The sequence below is a fragment of the Curtobacterium sp. WHRI 8282 genome (genome assembly GCF_040223925.2).
In the GTDB taxonomy this organism is placed as follows: Bacteria; Actinomycetota; Actinomycetes; order Actinomycetales; family Microbacteriaceae; genus Curtobacterium; species Curtobacterium flaccumfaciens.
Window position 1 is genome coordinate 929,383 of record NZ_JBEHCD020000002.1, and the last position, 17,590, is coordinate 946,972.

General features: G+C 70.2%; 14 protein-coding genes and 1 other RNA gene. 4 read left to right on the forward strand and 11 right to left on the reverse strand.

The window, feature by feature from the left end:
• Positions 1-16: 16 nt before the first annotated feature.
• From ABRP24_RS10590 to ABRP24_RS10625, 8 genes are all read right to left on the reverse strand, one after another.
• Positions 17-892: a hypothetical protein gene (locus ABRP24_RS10590; protein ID WP_349848782.1), complete on the reverse strand. Its 876-nt coding sequence runs from the start codon at positions 890-892 to the stop codon at positions 17-19.
• 162 nt (positions 893-1,054) lie between these two features.
• Positions 1,055-1,431, reverse strand: a transfer-messenger RNA (tmRNA) gene (gene ssrA / locus ABRP24_RS10595).
• Between the two features lie 95 nt (positions 1,432-1,526).
• The gene (gene smpB / locus ABRP24_RS10600) at positions 1,527-2,003 is read right to left on the reverse strand and encodes an SsrA-binding protein SmpB (protein WP_027465851.1); all 477 of its coding nucleotides are present in this window, start codon (positions 2,001-2,003) and stop codon (positions 1,527-1,529) included.
• 131 nt (positions 2,004-2,134) lie between these two features.
• Positions 2,135-3,049, reverse strand: coding sequence for a permease-like cell division protein FtsX (ftsX, locus tag ABRP24_RS10605; RefSeq protein ID WP_027465852.1), 915 nt, complete (start codon positions 3,047-3,049; stop codon positions 2,135-2,137).
• Positions 3,046-3,801 carry a cell division ATP-binding protein FtsE gene (ftsE, locus tag ABRP24_RS10610; protein ID WP_017888215.1) on the reverse strand — a complete coding sequence of 252 codons (756 nt, stop codon included), beginning with the start codon at positions 3,799-3,801 and terminating at the stop codon, positions 3,046-3,048. Before ftsE ends, ftsX begins: the two co-directional genes overlap by 4 nt.
• Positions 3,802-3,862: 61 nt before the next feature.
• Positions 3,863-4,972, reverse strand: a complete 1,110-nt coding sequence (gene prfB / locus ABRP24_RS10615) for a peptide chain release factor 2 (RefSeq protein ID WP_071244840.1) — start codon at positions 4,970-4,972, stop codon at positions 3,863-3,865.
• 44 nt (positions 4,973-5,016) lie between these two features.
• On the reverse strand, positions 5,017-6,012 hold the full coding sequence (locus tag ABRP24_RS10620; RefSeq protein WP_349848785.1) for a Gfo/Idh/MocA family oxidoreductase: 996 nt from the start codon (positions 6,010-6,012) through the stop codon (positions 5,017-5,019).
• 2 nt (positions 6,013-6,014) lie between these two features.
• Positions 6,015-6,902, reverse strand: coding sequence for a sugar phosphate isomerase/epimerase (locus ABRP24_RS10625; RefSeq protein WP_071244842.1), 888 nt, complete (start codon positions 6,900-6,902; stop codon positions 6,015-6,017).
• A 68-nt stretch (positions 6,903-6,970) separates the two neighbouring features.
• On the opposite strand from ABRP24_RS10625, the gene ABRP24_RS10630 reads away from it, so the two are divergent.
• The gene (locus tag ABRP24_RS10630) at positions 6,971-7,993 is read left to right on the forward strand and encodes a LacI family DNA-binding transcriptional regulator (RefSeq protein ID WP_071244843.1); all 1,023 of its coding nucleotides are present in this window, start codon (positions 6,971-6,973) and stop codon (positions 7,991-7,993) included.
• Positions 7,994-8,203: 210 nt separating this feature from the next.
• Here the strand turns inward: ABRP24_RS10630 and ABRP24_RS10635 are convergent, their stop codons facing one another.
• The 3 genes from ABRP24_RS10635 to ABRP24_RS10645 all read right to left on the reverse strand — a co-directional run bounded on the left by ABRP24_RS10635 (position 8,204) and on the right by ABRP24_RS10645 (position 10,468).
• Positions 8,204-8,698 (reverse strand): GNAT family N-acetyltransferase, encoded by a 495-nt coding sequence (locus ABRP24_RS10635; protein WP_349848788.1) that lies wholly within the window; start codon positions 8,696-8,698, stop codon positions 8,204-8,206.
• Positions 8,699-8,888: 190 nt separating this feature from the next.
• Positions 8,889-9,095, reverse strand: coding sequence for a hypothetical protein (locus tag ABRP24_RS10640; RefSeq protein WP_371836751.1), 207 nt, complete (start codon positions 9,093-9,095; stop codon positions 8,889-8,891).
• A gap of 191 nt (positions 9,096-9,286) precedes the next feature.
• Positions 9,287-10,468, reverse strand: coding sequence for a cysteine desulfurase family protein (locus ABRP24_RS10645; RefSeq protein WP_349848792.1), 1,182 nt, complete (start codon positions 10,466-10,468; stop codon positions 9,287-9,289).
• Positions 10,469-10,527: 59 nt separating this feature from the next.
• Between ABRP24_RS10645 and ABRP24_RS10650 the strand changes: the two genes are divergently transcribed.
• The 3 genes from ABRP24_RS10650 to glgB all read left to right on the forward strand — a co-directional run bounded on the left by ABRP24_RS10650 (position 10,528) and on the right by glgB (position 17,369).
• Positions 10,528-12,636, forward strand: a complete 2,109-nt coding sequence (locus ABRP24_RS10650) for an alpha-amylase family glycosyl hydrolase (RefSeq protein ID WP_349848794.1) — start codon at positions 10,528-10,530, stop codon at positions 12,634-12,636.
• A gap of 174 nt (positions 12,637-12,810) precedes the next feature.
• Positions 12,811-14,811 (forward strand): alpha-1,4-glucan--maltose-1-phosphate maltosyltransferase, encoded by a 2,001-nt coding sequence (locus ABRP24_RS10655; RefSeq protein ID WP_301581273.1) that lies wholly within the window; start codon positions 12,811-12,813, stop codon positions 14,809-14,811.
• The gene (gene glgB / locus ABRP24_RS10660) at positions 14,808-17,369 is read left to right on the forward strand and encodes a 1,4-alpha-glucan branching protein GlgB (protein ID WP_349848796.1); all 2,562 of its coding nucleotides are present in this window, start codon (positions 14,808-14,810) and stop codon (positions 17,367-17,369) included. Before ABRP24_RS10655 ends, glgB begins: the two co-directional genes overlap by 4 nt.
• The last annotated feature ends 221 nt before the right edge of the window (positions 17,370-17,590 follow it).

The window sequence follows — 17,590 nt, forward strand, 5'->3', positions numbered from 1 at the left end:
TGCTGTGCCGCTCCTGCTACTTCTTGGTCTTCTTCGACTTCTTCTTCTCGACGTCCTTCTTGGACTTCTTCTTGTCGACGTCTTTCTTCGACTTCTTCTTCTTGTCGTCGTCGTTCTTCGACTTCTTCTTCTTGTCTTCGTCCTTCTTCGACTTCTTCTTCTTGTCGTCGTCCTTTTTCGGCTTCGCCTTGCTCGCACCCGTCGGCAGCGGCAGGACGGCCGACACGGCCGCCGGCTCCGCCTGCGAGGCGTCGGCGTCGGCATCGCCGGACGCACCGGTCTCCGGCGACTCCACCCCGTCGATCGGCTCGACGACCACGGCCGACCCGGTGTCCAGCTCGACGTCGACCGCGTGCTCCTCGAGCACCGGTGCCAGGGCGTCGGCGACCCGCTCGACCGTCAGCACCGCGTCCGCCTCGGCGAGTCGGAGCAGGGCCTGCGCGGTCCGGACCCGGGTGGTCGCCTTGCGCGCGAGGACGTCCGACCGTGCCCCCTCGAGGAACGTGCGCAGGGCGCGTTCCACGGCGGAGCGTCCGCGCGGTGCGGCGCGGTCGAGTCGATCGAGTTCCCCGGCGACTCCGGAGACGTCGTCGGCGACGTGCTCGTGGCGGACCGACTCGATGAGCGCGGCGATGGCGGCGGCGGCACGTTCGACCCCGGCGGAGCGCTGGTCGAGCACGACGAGCATCTCGACCACCGAGCCGTAGGTGACGGTCTCGAGGCGAACCGGCTCCGCGCCTCGGCCGCGAACCACCAGACGGGTGTCGGGGTTCGGCAGCCATGCGGCGAGGGCGGCGACCGTGGCGACGGAGCCCACGATCCGCTCGTACTCGCTGAGCACCACTCGTTCCTGCTCCCAGAGACGGACACGGATCGCGATCTCCTGCACCACGTGCTGACCTCTCGTTCGGGTTCGACGCGAGCGTGTTCTGCGCGCCTGTTCCGGAGCCTAGTCCTCGGACGTGGCGGAACAGCGAACGCCCCGGCACTGTCCAGGGGACGGTGCCGGGGCGTTCAGGTGGCGCAGCGTGACAGCGGTTCGTCGTTCGGCGAATGGTGGAGATGGGGGGAATCGAACCCCCGTCCATCGCTGCAATTCGACGTCTTCTACGGGCGTATCCGGATAGTTCGTTCTGCTCGGCCCCGTCCTTTGCTACCGGCTTCTAGGACGACGGGCCCAGTCTCAGTGCAAGTCCCGCACGGCCCTGAGGCGCAACCGTGCAGCAAGTCCTCTGGATGACGTCGGGATCAGGTTAGAAGACGGTCACCTGGCCGACGGACTTCATGTGCTGGGCTGCTTACGCAGCGAGAGCGAAGTCAGTGCGCTTGGAATTGGCACTTGTTGTTTTCCACGGATCGTTTACGAGATAACCGTGGGTCCTCGGCCCGCTTCCCGTCGGCACACAGGCAATGTCGAAACCGATCATCCCCATGCGGGCCGGACGTGCGAGCCGCTGTCACGCTGTTGAGTTGCCAATGCCCCTGTCGGAGCAGTCCCTCAGTCTAGCCGAGGAGATGCGTCGGCGCTACTCGCCGACGCGGTTCCGGGTGCGCATGGCCCGCTCGGCCTCACGCTTGTCGGTCTTCTCGCGCAGCGCCTGGCGCTTGTCGAACTCGCGCTTGCCCTTCGCGACGGCGATCTCGATCTTGGCCCGACCGTCGTGGAAGTAGATCTGCAGGGGCACGAGGGTGTACCCGCCCTGGGCCGTCTTGTGCGAGATCTTCACGATCTGCTGCTTGTGCAGGAGCAGCTTGCGCTTCCGCCGGGGCGAGTGGTTGTTCCACGTGCCCTCGGTGTACTCCGGGATGTGCACGGCGTCGATCCACGCTTCGCCACCGTCGATGTAGGCGTACCCGTCGACCAGGGACGCCCGACCCATCCGCAGGGACTTCACCTCGGTGCCAGACAGGACCATGCCCGCTTCGTACGTGTCCTCGATGAGGTAGTCGTGCCGGGCGCGACGGTTCGTTGCGACGATCTTCTCCCCGCGTTCCTTCGCCATGACGGCTCCTCTCGATGGTGACCGGTGCAGTGCGCTGCGTGGGTGGTTCGGCGCAGCCCTACAGACTACTCAACACGAAGCGGGCGGCGCACCTTCCCGGCGCGCCGCCCGCTCGCGGATGCTGTGCTGCGTCAGACCTTCAAGTACCGGCGGATGGCGATCGACGCCGACGCCGCGGCGAGGAGCACGCCGATCACGATCACCGCGGGGACCACGATGGCCGCGTCCCCCATGCCGATGAACGCCGTTCCGGTGAAGCGCTCCGCAAGGAAGTTCCGGACGAAGAACCAGACCACGGCGGTGATCGCGCCTCCGGCCAGGACGGCTCCGATGGCGGCGGCGATCACCCCCTCGAGCACGAACGGTGTCTGGATGAACCGGTTCGACGCACCGACGAGCCGCATGATGCCGAGCTCTCGCCGTCGACTGAACGCCGACAGGCGGATCGTCGTCGCGATGAGCAGCACCGCCGCCACGAGCATGAGCGCCGCGATGCCGATCGCCGTGTACGACGAGGCGTTGAGCAGGTTGAAGATCGGCTGCAGGTACCCGCGTTGGTCGACGACGCTCTGCACGCCGGCGACCTTCGACAGGCTCTCGACCAGGACGTCGGCCTGCGAGGGGTTCTTCAGGTTCACCCAGAAGGTCTCGTTCAGGTACTCCGGCTTGACGAACTCCGTCGCGGCCGAGTCCTTGAACTGCTCCTTGAACCGGGTGAAGGCCTGGTCCTGGTTCTCGTAGTAAGTCTTCTCGATGTACGGCTTGAGCGTCGACGAGTCGAGCTGCGCCTGGACCTGTTCGCGCTGGTCCGCGGTGGCCTTGGCGCCGGTGCAGTTGCCCGTGGTGTCGGTGTCGGTGCACAGGTAGACGGCGACCTGCGCCCGGTCGTACCAGTACCCCTTCATCTGGTTGATCTGCATCTGGAGCAGGATCGCCGTACCGACGAAGGTCAGGGAGATGAAGGTCACGAGGACGACGGAGACGACCATCGACGCATTGCGCCGCAGGCCCGAGCCGACCTCGGACATGACGAGCCCGAGCCTCATCGGATGAGCCCCGGGATCGTCTGGATGCCGGTGGTGTTGGACACGGTGCCTCGCTGGATCGGGACGGCCTGGGTCTGGTAGCCGCCGGACTGCTCGTCGCGCAGGACGGTGCCGTTCGAGAGCTCGATGACCCGCCGCTGCATCTGGTTCACGATGCTGGCGTCGTGCGTCGCCATCAGCACGGTGGTGCCTCCCTGGTTGATGCGTTCGAGGAGCGCCATGATGCCGGCGGACGTGGTGGGGTCCAGGTTTCCGGTGGGCTCGTCGGCCAGCAGGATCGCCGGCTTGTTCACGACGGCGCGGGCGATGGCCACGCGCTGCTGCTCACCACCGGAGAGTTCGTGCGGCATGCGGGTGGCCTTGCCGGCGAGCCCGACGAGCTTCAGCACGTCGGTCACGGCCTCACTGATGAAGCCCTTGCTCTTGCCGATGACCTGCAGCGAGAACGCCACGTTGTCGAACACGTTCTTGTTCGGCAGCAGACGGAAGTCCTGGAAGACCACGCCGAGGTTGCGGCGGAAGTACGGGACCTTCCGCGATGCCAGGGACCCGAGGCGCTGCCCGAGCACGTGGATCTGCCCGCTGGTGGGCTTCTCCTCCTTGAGCACGAGGCGCAGGAAGCTGGACTTGCCGGAACCGGACGCGCCCACGAGGAACACGAACTCACCCTTGAGGATCTCGAGGGTGAGGTTGTCGAGCGCCGGACTCGGGTTGCCCGAGTAGACCTTGGTGACCTGGTCGAATTTGATCATGACCGGATCAGGGTAGGTCGCCGCGCTTGGAAAGCAAGCGAGGCGCGCGGCTCACGAACCCCTACTCGGCAGCGGATTGCTTGCGCCAGCGGATGCCCGCGTTGATGAAGCCGTCCAGATCGCCGTCGAACACGGCTGAGGGGTTGTTCACCTCGTGCTCCGTCCGGAGGTCCTTGACCATCTGGTACGGCGCCAGGACGTAGGAGCGGATCTGGTCGCCCCAGCTCGCCGTGATGTTGCCGGCGAGTTCCTTCTTCTTCGCGTTCTCCTCTTCCTTCTTCAGGAGGAGCAGGCGCGACTGCAGCACGCGCATGGCGGCAGCACGGTTCTGGATCTGCGACTTCTCGTTCTGCATCGAGACGACGGTGCCGGTCGGGATGTGCGTCAGGCGCACCGCGGAGTCGGTCGTGTTGACGGACTGCCCGCCGGGGCCCGACGAGCGGAAGACGTCGACGCGGATGTCGTTCTCGGGGATGTCGATGACGGCGGTCTCCGGCATGAGCGGGATGACCTCGACCGCGGCGAAGGACGTCTGGCGCTTGCCCGCGGCACCGAACGGCGACATCCGCACCAGGCGGTGGGTCCCGGCCTCGACCGACAGCGTGCCGAACGCGTGCGGGGCGTCGATCTCGAACGTCGCGGACTTGATGCCCGCTTCTTCGGCGTACGAGGTGTCCATCACGGTGGTCTTGAAGTTGTGCTGCTCGGCGTACCGGAGGTACATGCGGAGGAGCATCTCGGCGAAGTCCGCCGCGTCGACACCGCCCGCACCGGCGCGGATCGTGATGACCGCCGGACGGTCGTCGTACTCGCCGTCGAGGAGCGTCTGCACCTCGAAGTCGCCGATCATCTTCTGGATCGCCTTGAGCTCGGCGAGGGCTTCGTCGGCGGACTCCTGGTCGTCGCCCTCGTTCGCCATCTCGACCAGCACCTCGAGGTCGTCGATGCGTTGCTCGGTGTCGGTGATCTTCTTCAGCTCCGACTGGCGGTGCGAGAGCGCGCTCGTCACCTGCTGCGCGTGGTCGACGTCGTCCCAGAGGTCCTGGGCCCCGGCCTGCTCGCTGAGGTCGGCGATCTCACGCTGCAGGCGGTCGACGTCGACCACCGAGCGGATGTTGCCGAAGGTCTCGCGAAGGGCGGAGAGCTGCTCGGTGAAGTCCAGTTCGACCATGGTCATCGATCCTACCGGCGCGAGTCCGACTCGGCCGACCGGGGTCAGTAGTCGATGTGCTCCGTCCGTGCCGACGACAGGGCACGAGTGGCTGCCTCGGCGATGGCCTGGGCCCTGAGCCCGTCCTCCAGTGAGACCGGCGGCTCGGATCCGGACTCGAGCGACGCGACGAAGGCGGCGAGCGTCGCGGCGTAGGTGGGCTGCACGCGCTCGAACCAGCCGTCGTGGAGTCCGTCCGCGACGATCTGCCCGTCGGTGTAGCGCGCGACGTTCCCGCGGCGGTTCCGCCGCGACTCGACGAGCCCGGACGACCCCATGACCTCGATGCGCTCGTCGTAGCCGTACCCGGTGCGCCGCACGCTGTCGATCTGCACGAGCGCGCCGGAGGGCATCGTGAGGGTCGTGACCGACGTGTCCACGTCGCCGAACTCGCGGATGGCCGGATCGACGAGCGCCGAACCCGCCACCGCGACCGTCACCGGGTCCTCGCCGGTGATCCACCGCACGAGGTCGAAGAAGTGCACGGTCTGGTCGCGGAGCTGGCCGCCTGAGACCCGCAGGTAGTCGAGCGGCGGCAGGGAAGGGCCACGGGAACTGAGCTGGAGGAGTTCGACAGCACCGATCTCCCCCGCGGCGACGATCCGTTGCAGCTCGGCGTGGTCACGGTCCCACCGCCGGTTGAAGTCGAGCATCGCCGGCACGCCGCTGGCACGCACGTGCTCCACCACCGCGATCGCGTCGGCGTACCCGGCAGCGATGGGTTTCTCGCAGAGCACGGCGATCCCGGCGTCGGCTGCGGCGCGCAGGTGCTGCGCATGGGTGTCGGTGGAGGAAGCGACGAAGACCGCGTCGACCTGCGCCGCGTCGAACGCCTCGTCCTGGGTGAGCGCTCGCGTGCCGTGCCGTGCCGCCAGCGATGCAGCGCGGTCACGGTCGACGTCGTGGATCCCCACGAAGTCGACGTCGGGGTGCGCTGCGAGGGACGCGGCGTGCACGCCGCCGATGAACCCGGCACCGACGAGTGCGAAGCGTTGCGTCATGATCAGCCCACCAGGATCGCGGTCAGGTCGTGCATGGTGCGTGCGACGACGGCGGGATCCTGTTCGTTCGCCCGGTCGGAGAACATCTCGGTGACCCACCATCCGTCGTACCCGGTCGCCTTGATCGCGTCGACCCACTGCTGCAGCGGGATCGCACCGCCCCCGATGACGACGTTCCGGTGGACGGCCTGGTCGGGAACCGTCCGGTCGCGGTCCAGGTCGAACCCGTCCGACAGGTGGACGGCCTTGATGACAGACGCGGGCAGCGCTCGGACCTCGGCCAGCGTGTCCCCGGTCGTCCAGAAGTGCCAGGTGTCGAGTGCGATCCCCACGTTGTCGCGCCCGGCCTCCTCGATGATGTCCAGCGCGTGCCGGCATCGGTTGAGGTGCGCCCAGGCGAGGGGCTCCAGGTAGACCTCGAGCCCGTGATCCGCGGCGATGTCCGCCGCCAGACGGACGTTCGCACCGGTGATGCGGACCGCTGCGTCCTCGTCGAGTCCGAGCGTCGCCCGGTACCGGGTGTCGTCATCGGCCAGTCGGCCAGCGCGGTGGTCACGGACGACCGCGGAATCGACCGGCCCGGTGCACAGCTGCACGATGGGCGCACCGACGGCGGTGGCCACACCGCACATGCGCTCGACCTCCGCAACGAAGTCGTCGCGACCGGCACCTTGACGCTCGATGTCGAGCACGGCACCGAGCCCTGTCACTTCGAGACCCTCGAGCAGCGGCGGCAGTGTCTGGACGTCGTACCCGGCGTCGAGGTACCGGTAGAGCTTCGGGCTCTGCAGCTCGATGCCGCCGTAGCCGGCCTCCTTCGCGAGGCGGACGTCCTGGACGACGTTGCCGTGGAACGTCGTCGTGACGTTCATGGAGATCTTCGGGGGCATCTGCGCTCGCTTCGTTGGACAGCACTGGAACAGTCTGGACCGGTCCAGAATAGGACTAGCCTGATCTCATGTCGAGACCGAACCACGCTCCGACCATCCGGGACGTCGCCGAGCGCGCCGGGGTCTCGAAGTCGCTGGTCTCGCTCGCGCTCCGCGGCGACCCAGGAGTCAGCGACGCCCGTCGGGCGGCCGTCGAACGAGCAGTCGACGAACTCGGCTACCGACCGAACCGCGCAGCCAGGAGCCTCGGCGAGCAGCGGACGGGCACGGTTGGAGTGCTCCTGAACGACCTGCGGAACCCTTGGTTCGTCGACCTGCTCGCCGGCCTCACCGCGACACTCGACACCGTCGGACTGGCACCCATCCTGGTCGACTCGGCGACCACACGGCGCGTGGGCGGTTCGCCCGTCGACATGCTCCTGCGACAACAGGTGGACGGCATCGTCGTGGTCGGCACCACAGAGGACGACGCCGCCCTCCGTCGGGCGGTCCAGGAGGTGCCGGTGGTCCTCGCTGGGACGTACGAGCCTGACGACCTGCACGCCGACGTGGTCGTGAACGACGACCATGCCGGCGCATCGATCGCGACCGAGCACCTCCTCGCGCTCGGACACACCCGGATCGGTCACCTCGTCGGCCCGGGGCGCGTCGGAGAGCTCCGCGAGCAGGGTTTCCGCGCGACCATGACCCGCCACGGTGCCGACGCCGTCGTGGTGCCGGCCGGCATGAGCGAGGAGAGTGGGTACGCGGCGGCCCGACGAGTCCTGGGCACGGCCGACCGTCCGACCGCGCTCGTGGCCTACAACGACCTCGTCGCCATCGGCGCGTTGTCCGCCGCCGACGACCTCGGCCTCGTCGTCCCGGACGACGTGTCACTCGTCGGGTACGACGACACCTACCTCGGCAGCATCCGGCACATCTCGCTCACCACGGTCGACAACGGGACGTTCGCGATCGGGGCCCAGGCGGCACGGTGGCTCGGTGAACGCGTGCAGGGGCGAGACCCGGAGCCGCGCGTGCACCGAGTGCCGGTGTCACTCGTGGTGCGGCGCACCACGAGCGGTCCGAGACCGACGGACGGCGACCGCTGACGACGGCGTCGCCGACGGTCCGGGGTCCCAGCGCGCCCGCCTGCCCGGCGCGCACCCGGAAGGCCGACCTGGAGGCCCGGCGCAGGTCCGTCCCGCTGGTCACGGGGACGTCGACAGCGGCACCAGGACCGGATCGACCGGGCATCCACTGAGCACGGGTTCGCGTGAGACGGCGACACGTGTTCCTCGGGGATCACCGCCCGCCCCTCGCTACCCGGGCCTCCGGTGCAACCTGGCGATCGCGTACCGCCGCAGCCGCACGCCGCCGCGGCGCTCGGTCGACAGCAGGACGGCGTCGTAGTGCTCCAACACCCCGATGGAGCCGTCGTTGTCATCGCGGCAGACGGCGATCACCGGGTCGATCCCGACGCGCGAGGCGTGCGCGAGCACCTGGCCCAGCGCCCAGGTCGCCACGCCTCGGCCCCTCGCCGACGGACGGATCCCGTACCCGACGTGGCCGAACCGCTGCACTCCGGCGGCGTCTCCCGGTGCCCGGAGTGCGATCCCGCCCAGGACGCGTCCGTCCTCGACGATCCACCAGAGCGCACCGGGTCTGGCGTGCAGTCGGCCGACCCAGGCGCGGAACCCGTCCTCGTCACCGACGTCGTCGTGGGTGGTGATCCCGAACCCGTCCTCGTGCGCGCCCGGCCCCCACTCGGCATGCGCTTCAGCCCACGCCTCGTACAACGCCGCCTGCGGTCTCACCAACTCGAGCATGTCCAAGTATCACAACGATGCGGCTCGGTGGCGATCCCCTCGTGGACATCGCGTCGGGCGCTCGGGCTGCGTCGCGAGGCACTGCCGAGTGATCGTCGCGCCCCGGCTGGAACGGGTCTGCTCGCGGCGAGCGCGCGGTCCTGCTCGTCTTCGGCGCAGAGCCCGACCCTGTCCGCGGCTAGTTCCGCCTACGACGGTCGGATGTCACAACGGCCAGCAGGGCAACGGCGCCCAGACCGATGACGGGGAACGCGCCGACCGTCAGCATCATCGCCGCCGGGTCGTCGGGGGCGAAAGCGAACCAAGCGACACCGACCAGTGCGATCCCGGCGACCGCGAACGCGGCCCCGATCGCGAGCACGGCGGCTCGGGCTGACCTGCTCATCATGACCGACTCCTTCCGCTTGCGTGGTCACTGTCCGTTGCACCAGACGACGGGGCCCGGTGCGATGTTGTGGATTGCCACCCCTCGTCCCTTCGCCGCACACGACGTCAGGATGCCCCCTGCGATCGTGTGGAGTTGGAATATTACCGTCCAGGACGTCAGAGGCGTCAACCGTCGGGATCGCGGGCGGCCTACCGCCCGAGCAGCGGCTCCCTCGATGCCATCCCCGCGGCACCGGCCCGTGCGACGGCGTCCGGCAACGCCGTCAGGAACGCGTCGACGTCGGCATCGGTCGTCGTGTGGCCGAGCGTGATCCGGAGCGCACCGCGGGCGTCCTGCTCCGACAGCCCCATCGCGAGCAGCACGTGCGACGCCTCGGGCACGCCGGCCTGGCACGCCGACCCGGTCGACACCGCGACCCCGGCGGCGTCGAGCAGGAACAGGAGCGAGTCGCCCTCGCACCCGGGGAACGTGAAGTGCGCGTTGCCCGGCAGCCGGTCGACGGGGTCCCCCATCAGCACCGCCGACGGCACGGCCGCACGCACCCCGGCGATCAGCCGGTCCCGCAGGGCGACGAGCGACGGGTGCGGCATCGGCTCGGCGACGACCGCACTGGCCGCCACGCCGAAGGCCGCAGCCGCCGGGGCGTCCTGCGTGCCGCTGCGAACCTGCCGCTGCTGCCCACCACCGTGGATGAGGGGCTCGACGGTGGCCTTCCGTCCGAGCACGAGCGCACCGATGCCGACGGGCCCGCCGACCTTGTGCGCGGAGACGCTGAGGGCGTCGAGGCCGGACCCGGCGAACGACACCGGCACCTGCCCGTAGGCGGCGACCGCGTCGCTGTGCACGGGCACGCCGGCGGCGTGCGCGAGCTCGACGATCCGCGACACGGGCTGGATGGTGCCCACCTCGTTGTTCGCCCACAGGAACGTGACCAGGGCGACGTCCGAGGCGTCGGCGAGCCGCGCCTCCAGTCCGGCGAGGTCGACGCGACCCTGCGCGTCCAACGGGACCACGTCGATGACGGCGCCCTCGTGGGTCTCCAGCCAGGTCAGGGTGTCGACGGTGGCGTGGTGCTCGCCACCCGGGACGACGATGCGGGGCCGCTGGCGGTCGCGCTGGCGAGCCCAGAACAGGCCCTTCACGGCGAGGTTGATGCTCTCGGTGCCGCCGGAGGTGAACACGACCTCCACCGGGTCGGCGTCGAGCGAGCGGGCGACGGCGGCGCGGCCGTCCTCGAGCAGCATCTTGGCGCGCTGACCGGCGCTGTGGATGGACGACGGGTTGCCGACGGTGCCCAGGGCATCCGTGAAGGCGGCGAGCGCCTCCGGCAGGATCGGCGTCGTCGCGGCGTGGTCGAGGTAGACCGACAAATGCACCCCCTGGATCGAGCAGTGTCCAGGATACGCGCCGGTCCTCGTACCCTTGTCGCGTGCACGAGACAGCGATCGACCTCACGCCGGGGTTCTCCCTGGGCGGGACCGTCCCCCGGTTCACCCTGCGGTCCGCGACGGCGACGGACGTCGTCCTGGTCGTGGCGAGCGCGGGAGGCGCCGACGGGGCCGACGGGGAAGACCGCTCCGGCGGCCGACCGACCCGGCACCCGCTCGAGCGTGTGCCGGACACGGACGTGTGGACCGGCGAGGTCCCCGGGATCGTGCCCGGCGACCGCTACCACCTGCTCGTCGACGGGCCGGTCGGGCCGCGGCACGAGTTCGACCCGACGCGTCCGCTGCTCGACCCGTACGCGCGGGGCATCCTGCCGACCGGCGACGACGAAGCGGTCGGCCCCCGCTGGACCAGCGTGGTCGTCGACGACGCGTTCGACTGGGGCGGCGTCGTGAAGCCGCAGGTCCCGCTCGACCGCGCCGTCGTCTACGAGGCGAACGTCCGCACCCTCACGGCCGCGAACCCGCACCTGCCGGAGCACCTGCGCGGCACGTACGCCGGGGTCGCCCACGAGAGCACCATCGCGCACCTGCACCGCATCGGCGTCACCACGCTCGAGCTGCTGCCCGTGCAGGCGTTCGACACCGAGCGGTGGCTCCGCGACGCCGGCCGGCAGAACGCCTGGGGCTACAACACGCTCGGGTTCTTCGCGCCGCACGCCGCGCACGCCTCGGCGCCGGCGCAGCATGAGGGCGCCGACGCCGTCCTGCGGGAGTTCAAGGGCATGGTCCGGCTGCTGCACGAGGCCGGCATCCAGGTCGTCCTGGACGTCGTGTACAACCACAGCGCCGAAGAGGGCCTGGGTGGTCCGACGACGAGCCTGCGTGGCATCGACGGTGCGAGCCGCTACCGCTGGGCGCAGAGCGACCCGCCCCGCCGGGACACCTACTACGACACCACCGGGTGCGGGAACACGCTCGACACCTCGGTCGAGGCGACGGCGGACCTCATCGTCGACAGCCTGGTGTACTGGGCGCGCGAGGTGCAGGTCGACGGGTTCCGCTTCGACCTGATGGCCGCCCTGGCCCGCGACGGCGAGCACCGGTTCGACCCGTCGCACCCGCTGCTCGAGCGCATCCGGAACCACCCGGACCTGCAGGACACCCTGGTGATCGCCGAGCCGTGGGACGTCGGCCCGGACGGCTGGAAGACCGGGGAGTTCGGCGCGGCCGGCCAGCGCACGAGCGAGTGGAACGACGGGTTCCGCAACACGGTCCGCCAGTTCTGGCTCACCGACATCGCCGAGGAGCGCCGCACCGGTCTGCCGCAGACCGGGATCGGCCGGCTGGCTGAGGCGTTGTCGGGATCGAGGAGTGTCTTCGGCGCCGACCGCGGCCCGCTGGCGAGCGTCAACTTCGTCACCGCGCACGACGGCTTCACCCTGCTCGACCTGGTGTCCTACGACGGCAAGCACAACGAGGCCAACGGCGAGGACAACCGCGACGGCTCGAACGACAACCGCTCGTTCAACCACGGCATCGAGGGTGAAACCGCCGACCGCGGAGTCCGCGCCGCGCGGGGTCGGTCGATGCGCAACCTGGTGGCGACCCTGATGCTGTCCGCCGGGGTGCCGATGCTCACCGCCGGCGACGAGCGGAGCCGCACGCAGCACGGCAACAACAACGCCTACGTGGTGTCCGACGACCTGACCCCGGTGGACTGGTCCGACGACGAGGACGCCGAGACGATGACCGAGGCCGTCGCCGCGCTGGCCCGGTTCCGGCAGGCGCACCCGTCGCTCCGCCCCACCCGCTTCGGCGTCGAGGGGCAGGAGACCCCCGGGGCCTCGCGGATGTCCTGGTACGGGCCGGACGGGCACCCGATGACGATCGAGGGCTGGGACCAGCCGGTGCACCGCGCCCTGCAGTACTTCGTCGAGTCGACGCCCGAACACGAGCCCTTCGACCGCGTCCTGGTGGTCGTGCACGGCAGCGGCCGCACCCGCGACCTGACCCTGCCGGTGCGCGAGGACGTCCTCGGGTACCGCCTGGCCTGGTCGAGCGAGAAGCACCGCGACCACGAGCGCCTCCGACCTGCCGGGCAGGTCTTCACCGCCTACGGCCCCGGCATCCACCTGTTCGAGGTGGCGTAGCGCCGAGCAGTCGGGTGCGGCCCGGCGTCGCGACCGACCGACGGACGGGAGGCCCGTGGCGGCCCCGCCACGGGCCTTGCGTCCGGTCCTCAACAGGCTCCACGGCGCGCCCGGCCCTCCACAGCGGGCCGATTCCGGGGAACGCGGAGCCGCCCGCCGGGTAGCGTCGCTTCCGTGGCCACCGCAGACCGACCCCGCCGCCCGAAGATCGGGCGCATCCCGATCACCGAGCTCGCCCCGAGGACGCCGAGCGGCTTCCCCGGCAAGGCATTCGACGGCGAGGTGATCACGTTCGGTGCAACCGTCTTCCGAGAAGGACACGGCATCATCGGCGCCGACCTCGTCCTCGAACGCCCAGACGGTGGAACCCGCACCGTCCCCATGACCCTCGGTGCCCCCGGCACCGACCGCTACGAAGCCACCGTGCAGGTCGACCACGTCGGCGTCTGGACCTGGCACGTCGAGTCGTACTCCGACGACTGGGCGAGCTGGCTGCACGGCGCACGCCTGAAGATCGCGGCCGGCGTCGACACCGAGGCGACCCTGCTCGACGGTGCCGTGCTGCTCGACCGGCTGGCCGAGGAGACCGACTCCCCCGCCGCCACCCGTGCCGCCGCACGCGTCCGTGACACCGACCTCGACCCGGCCGAACGCCTGGCCGCCGTCGACGACCCTCGCATCGTCGCCGAGGTCGAGGAAGCCCCGCTCACCTCGCTCCGCACGCACTCCGCCACCCAGCTGCTCGACGTCGAACGCACCCGCGCCGGCGTCGGCGCCTGGTACGAGTTCTTCCCCCGCTCGGAAGGCGCGAAGAAGAACCCCGACGGCTCCTGGAAGAGCGGCGACTTCCGCACCGCGGCCCGCCGCCTGCCCGCCGTCGCCCGGATGGGCTTCGACGTCATCTACCTGCCGCCGATCCACCCCATCGGCACCACCGCCCGCAAGGGGCCGAACAACACGCTCACCCCCGGGCCGAACGACCCCGGCAGCCCCTGGGCGATCGGCTCCCCCGAGGGCGGGCACGACGCGATCCACCCCGACCTCGGCACCGAGGACGACTTCCGCGACTTCGTCGAGACGGCGAAGAACACCGGCATGGAAGTCGCGCTCGACTTCGCGCTGCAGTGCTCCCCCGACCACCCTTGGGTCACCCAGCACCCGGAGTGGTTCACGCAGCGCGCCGACGGGTCCATCGCGACCGCCGAGAACCCACCGAAGCGCTACCAGGACATCTACCCGATCCAGTTCGACACCGACCCCGAGGGCCTGGTCACCGAGGTCGAGCGTGTCCTGCGCCACTGGATCGCCTTCGGCATCCGCATCTTCCGCGTCGACAACCCGCACACCAAGCCGCTCTGGTTCTGGGAACGCGTCATCCGTGAGATCCGCGACGAGCACCCCGACACCGTGTTCCTCGCCGAGGCGTTCACCCGCCCGGCGATGATGCGCGCGCTCGCCGAAGCCGGGTTCCAGCAGTCGTACTCGTACTTCACCTGGCGCAACACCAAGGACGAGATCGAGGACTACTTCACGGAGCTCTCGCACGAGACGAGCGACTACCTGCGCCCGAACCTCTTCGTGAACACCCCCGACATCCTCACCGAGTACCTGCAGTTCGGCGGCCGTGCGGGCTACAAGGTGCGTGCGGCGCTCGCCGCCACCGGTGCACCGACGTGGGGCATGTACGCCGGGTACGAGCTCTTCGAGGACGTCGCCCGACCGGGCTCCGAAGAGAACATCGACAACGAGAAGTACGAGTACAAGCCGCGTGACTTCGCCCTGGCCGAGGCCGAGGGGGCGTCGCTCGCGCCGTACGTCACGATGCTCAACCGCTTCCGTGCGGCGCACCCTGCGCTCCGGCAGCTGCGGAACCTGCACGTGCACGCCGCCGAGGACCCGGCGATCGTCGTCTACTCGAAGCACCTGCCGGGCGAGTACATCCGGTCAGGACGCCCCGACACCGTGATCGTGGTCGCCAACGTCGACCCGCACTCCGCCCGTGAGACCACCGTGCACCTGGACCTCGCCGCACTCGGTCTGCCGACCGAGGGCCTGTTCGACGTCCGTGACGTCGTGACGGGTCAGCGCTGGACCTGGGGCGCGTCGAACTACGTCCGCCTGGATGCGTTCCAGGAGCCCGTGCACCTGCTCGTCGTGGAAGGACCCCACCGATGACCCCCGAACCGACCGACCCCACGAAGCGCGGACCGGCCGTCGCGCCGGTGCCGCCTCCGCCGCCGGCCGTGCCGCGGTACGAACCGAAGGTCTCCGCGCCCGACGAGGACCTGCCCGGCGCCCCGCCGGTGCAGCGCGAGGCTCCCGACCGCGGGGTGGCGGAGTCCGCGACGCTCGCCGGGCACCCCGCCGACCCGACGCACCCGCGGCAACCGTCCGTCGTGGCCGCCTCGGCGTCCGACGCTCCGACGGCCCCGACGGCCCCGACCGGGGGCGCCGCCCCCGTGGTCCGGCCGGCCTCCGTCGAGGCTCCGGCCGCCCCCACCGCTGCTGCTTCGGCGCCGACTGTTGCCTCGGCTCCGGCCGCCTCCGGTACGGCCACCGATCCGCGTCCGGCTCCGATCGAGGACTGGCTGCGTCTGCAGGTGGCCGAGGGCCGCTGGTCCCAGCCGCACGACGTCCTCGGCCCGCACCCGGTCGACGGCGGCACCAGCGTCCGCGTCGTCCGGCACCTGGCCCGCGCGGTGCGCCTCGTGCGCCCCGACGGCGACGACATCGAGCTCACGCACGAGGGCGACGGCCTCTGGGCCGGCGCCACTGCCGAAACCCTCGGTCGCTACCGCGTCGAGTCGGAGTACGACTACGACGAGTCGACGGACGAGGACGACGCCACGTGGACCACCGACGACGCGTACCGGTTCGCCCCGACGCTCGGCGAGCTCGACCTGCACCTGTTCGGCGAGGGCCGTGACGAGCAGCTCTGGCACCACCTCGGCGCACACGCCCGCACCGTCGACGGGGTCGACGGCGTCGCGTTCGCCGTCTGGGCACCCCGGGCGACCGCCGTCCGCGTGATCGGCGACTTCGAGGGCTGGGAAGGCCGCACCACCGCGATGCGCCGTCTGAGCGACCTCGGCGTCTGGGAACTGTTCTGGCCCGGCGCCGTCGTCGGCCAGCGCTACAAGTTCCAGATCCTCACCGACTCCGGGTGGGTGGAGCGGGCGGACCCGTTCGCCCGCGAGGCCGAGATCGCCCCGGCGACGGCCTCGGTCGTCACCGAGTCCACGTACACGTGGTCCGAGGGCGACGCCGCGTGGATGGAGCGCCGCGCGCAGACCACCACGCACGACGCCCCGATGAGCGTGTACGAGGTGCACCTCGGCTCGTGGCGCCCCGGCCTGTCGTACCGCGAGGTCGCCGACCAGCTCATCGGGCACATGGAGTACACCGGCTTCACCCACGTGGAGTTCCTGCCGCTCGCCGAGCACCCCTTCGGCGGCTCGTGGGGCTACCAGGTCACCGGGTACTACGCACCGACCGCGCGCTTCGGTTCGCCCGACGACCTGCGCTACCTGATCGACCGGCTGCACTCCGCGGGCATCGGCGTGATCATGGACTGGGTCCCCGGGCACTTCCCGAAGGACGAGTGGGCCCTCGGGCGCTTCGACGGCTACGCGCTCTTCGAACACCCGGACCCCCGCCGCGGCGAGCAGCTCGACTGGGGCACCTACGTGTTCGACTTCGGACAGCCGCAGGTGCGCAACTTCCTGGTCGCGAACGCGCTGTACTGGTTCGAGGAGTTCCACATCGACGGCCTGCGGGTCGACGCGGTGGCCTCGATGCTGTATCTCGACTACTCCCGCACCGACTGGCTGCCGAACATCCACGGCGGCCGCGAGAACCTCGACGCGATCTCGTTCCTGCAGGAGACGAACGCGACGGCGTACAAGCGCTACCCCGGCATCGTGATGATCGCGGAGGAGAGCACCTCGTGGCCGGGCGTGACCCAGCCGACGAACGCCGGTGGGCTCGGCTTCGGGCAGAAGTGGAACATGGGCTGGATGCACGACTCGCTCGAGTACGTGCAGCGCGACCCCGCGTACCGCAGCTACCACCACGACGAGATCACGTTCTCGTTCGTCTACGCGTTCAGCGAGCAGTTCACGCTGCCGATCAGCCACGACGAGGTCGTGCACGGCAAGGGCTCCCTGTACGGCAAGATGCCCGGTGACGAGTGGCAGAAGCTCGCCAACGTGCGTGCCTACCTGGCGTTCATGTGGGCGCACCCCGGCAAGCAGCTGCTCTTCATGGGCCAGGAGTTCGCGCAGCCCGCCGAGTGGTCCGAGGCGAAGGGCCTCGACTGGTGGCTCCTCGACCAGCCCGGTCACCGCGGCGTGCAGGACCTCGTTGCGGAGCTCAACCGCGTGTACAAGGACTCCCCGGCGCTCTGGACGCACGACTCGACGGCCGACGGCTTCGAGTGGCTCGAGGGCGGCGACGCACCGCACTCGACCCTCGGGTTCCTGCGGAAGGACGGCGACGACCGGGTCGCGGTGTTCGTGAACTTCTCCGGCGTGCCGGTGGAGCGCCGCTTCGGGCTGCCGACCGCGGGCGAGTGGCATGAAGTGCTCAACACCGACGCGGCCGAGTACGGCGGCTCCGGGGTCGGCAACCTCGGCGTCGTCAACGCCGAGGACACCCCGTGGGCGGGCCGCCCGGCCTCAGCGCACCTCGTGGTCCCGCCGCTCGGTGCCGTCTGGCTGAAGCTGGCCCAGTAGCCCGGCCGGCGTCCGCGACGCGATCGATCGACAGACGGGAGGCCCGGTGCCAGCTGGCACCGGGCCTCGCGTCTGTCCGTTTCCCTGTCCACCGCGATGCGCGAGGCGCCGTCGTGTCCGCGGGACGCCGTCGTCTGCTCGAGACGCCGTCGTGTCCTCGAGACGCCGTCGTGTCCTTGAGACACCCCGGAGACACCGAGACGCCGCCGTACCCGGCGGCG

Coding starts and splice junctions, on each gene's coding strand:
- smpB (WP_027465851.1), bottom strand. CDS start 2,003: ATGGCGAAGGAACGCGGGGAGAAGATCGTCGCAACGAACCGTCGCGCC.
- ftsX (WP_027465852.1), bottom strand. CDS start 3,049: ATGAGGCTCGGGCTCGTCATGTCCGAGGTCGGCTCGGGCCTGCGGCGC.
- ftsE (WP_017888215.1), bottom strand. CDS start 3,801: ATGATCAAATTCGACCAGGTCACCAAGGTCTACTCGGGCAACCCGAGT.
- prfB (WP_071244840.1), bottom strand. CDS start 4,972: ATGGTCGAACTGGACTTCACCGAGCAGCTCTCCGCCCTTCGCGAGACC.
- ABRP24_RS10620 (WP_349848785.1), bottom strand. CDS start 6,012: ATGACGCAACGCTTCGCACTCGTCGGTGCCGGGTTCATCGGCGGCGTG.
- ABRP24_RS10625 (WP_071244842.1), bottom strand. CDS start 6,902: ATGCCCCCGAAGATCTCCATGAACGTCACGACGACGTTCCACGGCAAC.
- ABRP24_RS10630 (WP_071244843.1), top strand. CDS start 6,971: ATGTCGAGACCGAACCACGCTCCGACCATCCGGGACGTCGCCGAGCGC.
- ABRP24_RS10640 (WP_371836751.1), bottom strand. CDS start 9,095: ATGAGCAGGTCAGCCCGAGCCGCCGTGCTCGCGATCGGGGCCGCGTTC.
- glgB (WP_349848796.1), top strand. CDS start 14,808: ATGACCCCCGAACCGACCGACCCCACGAAGCGCGGACCGGCCGTCGCG.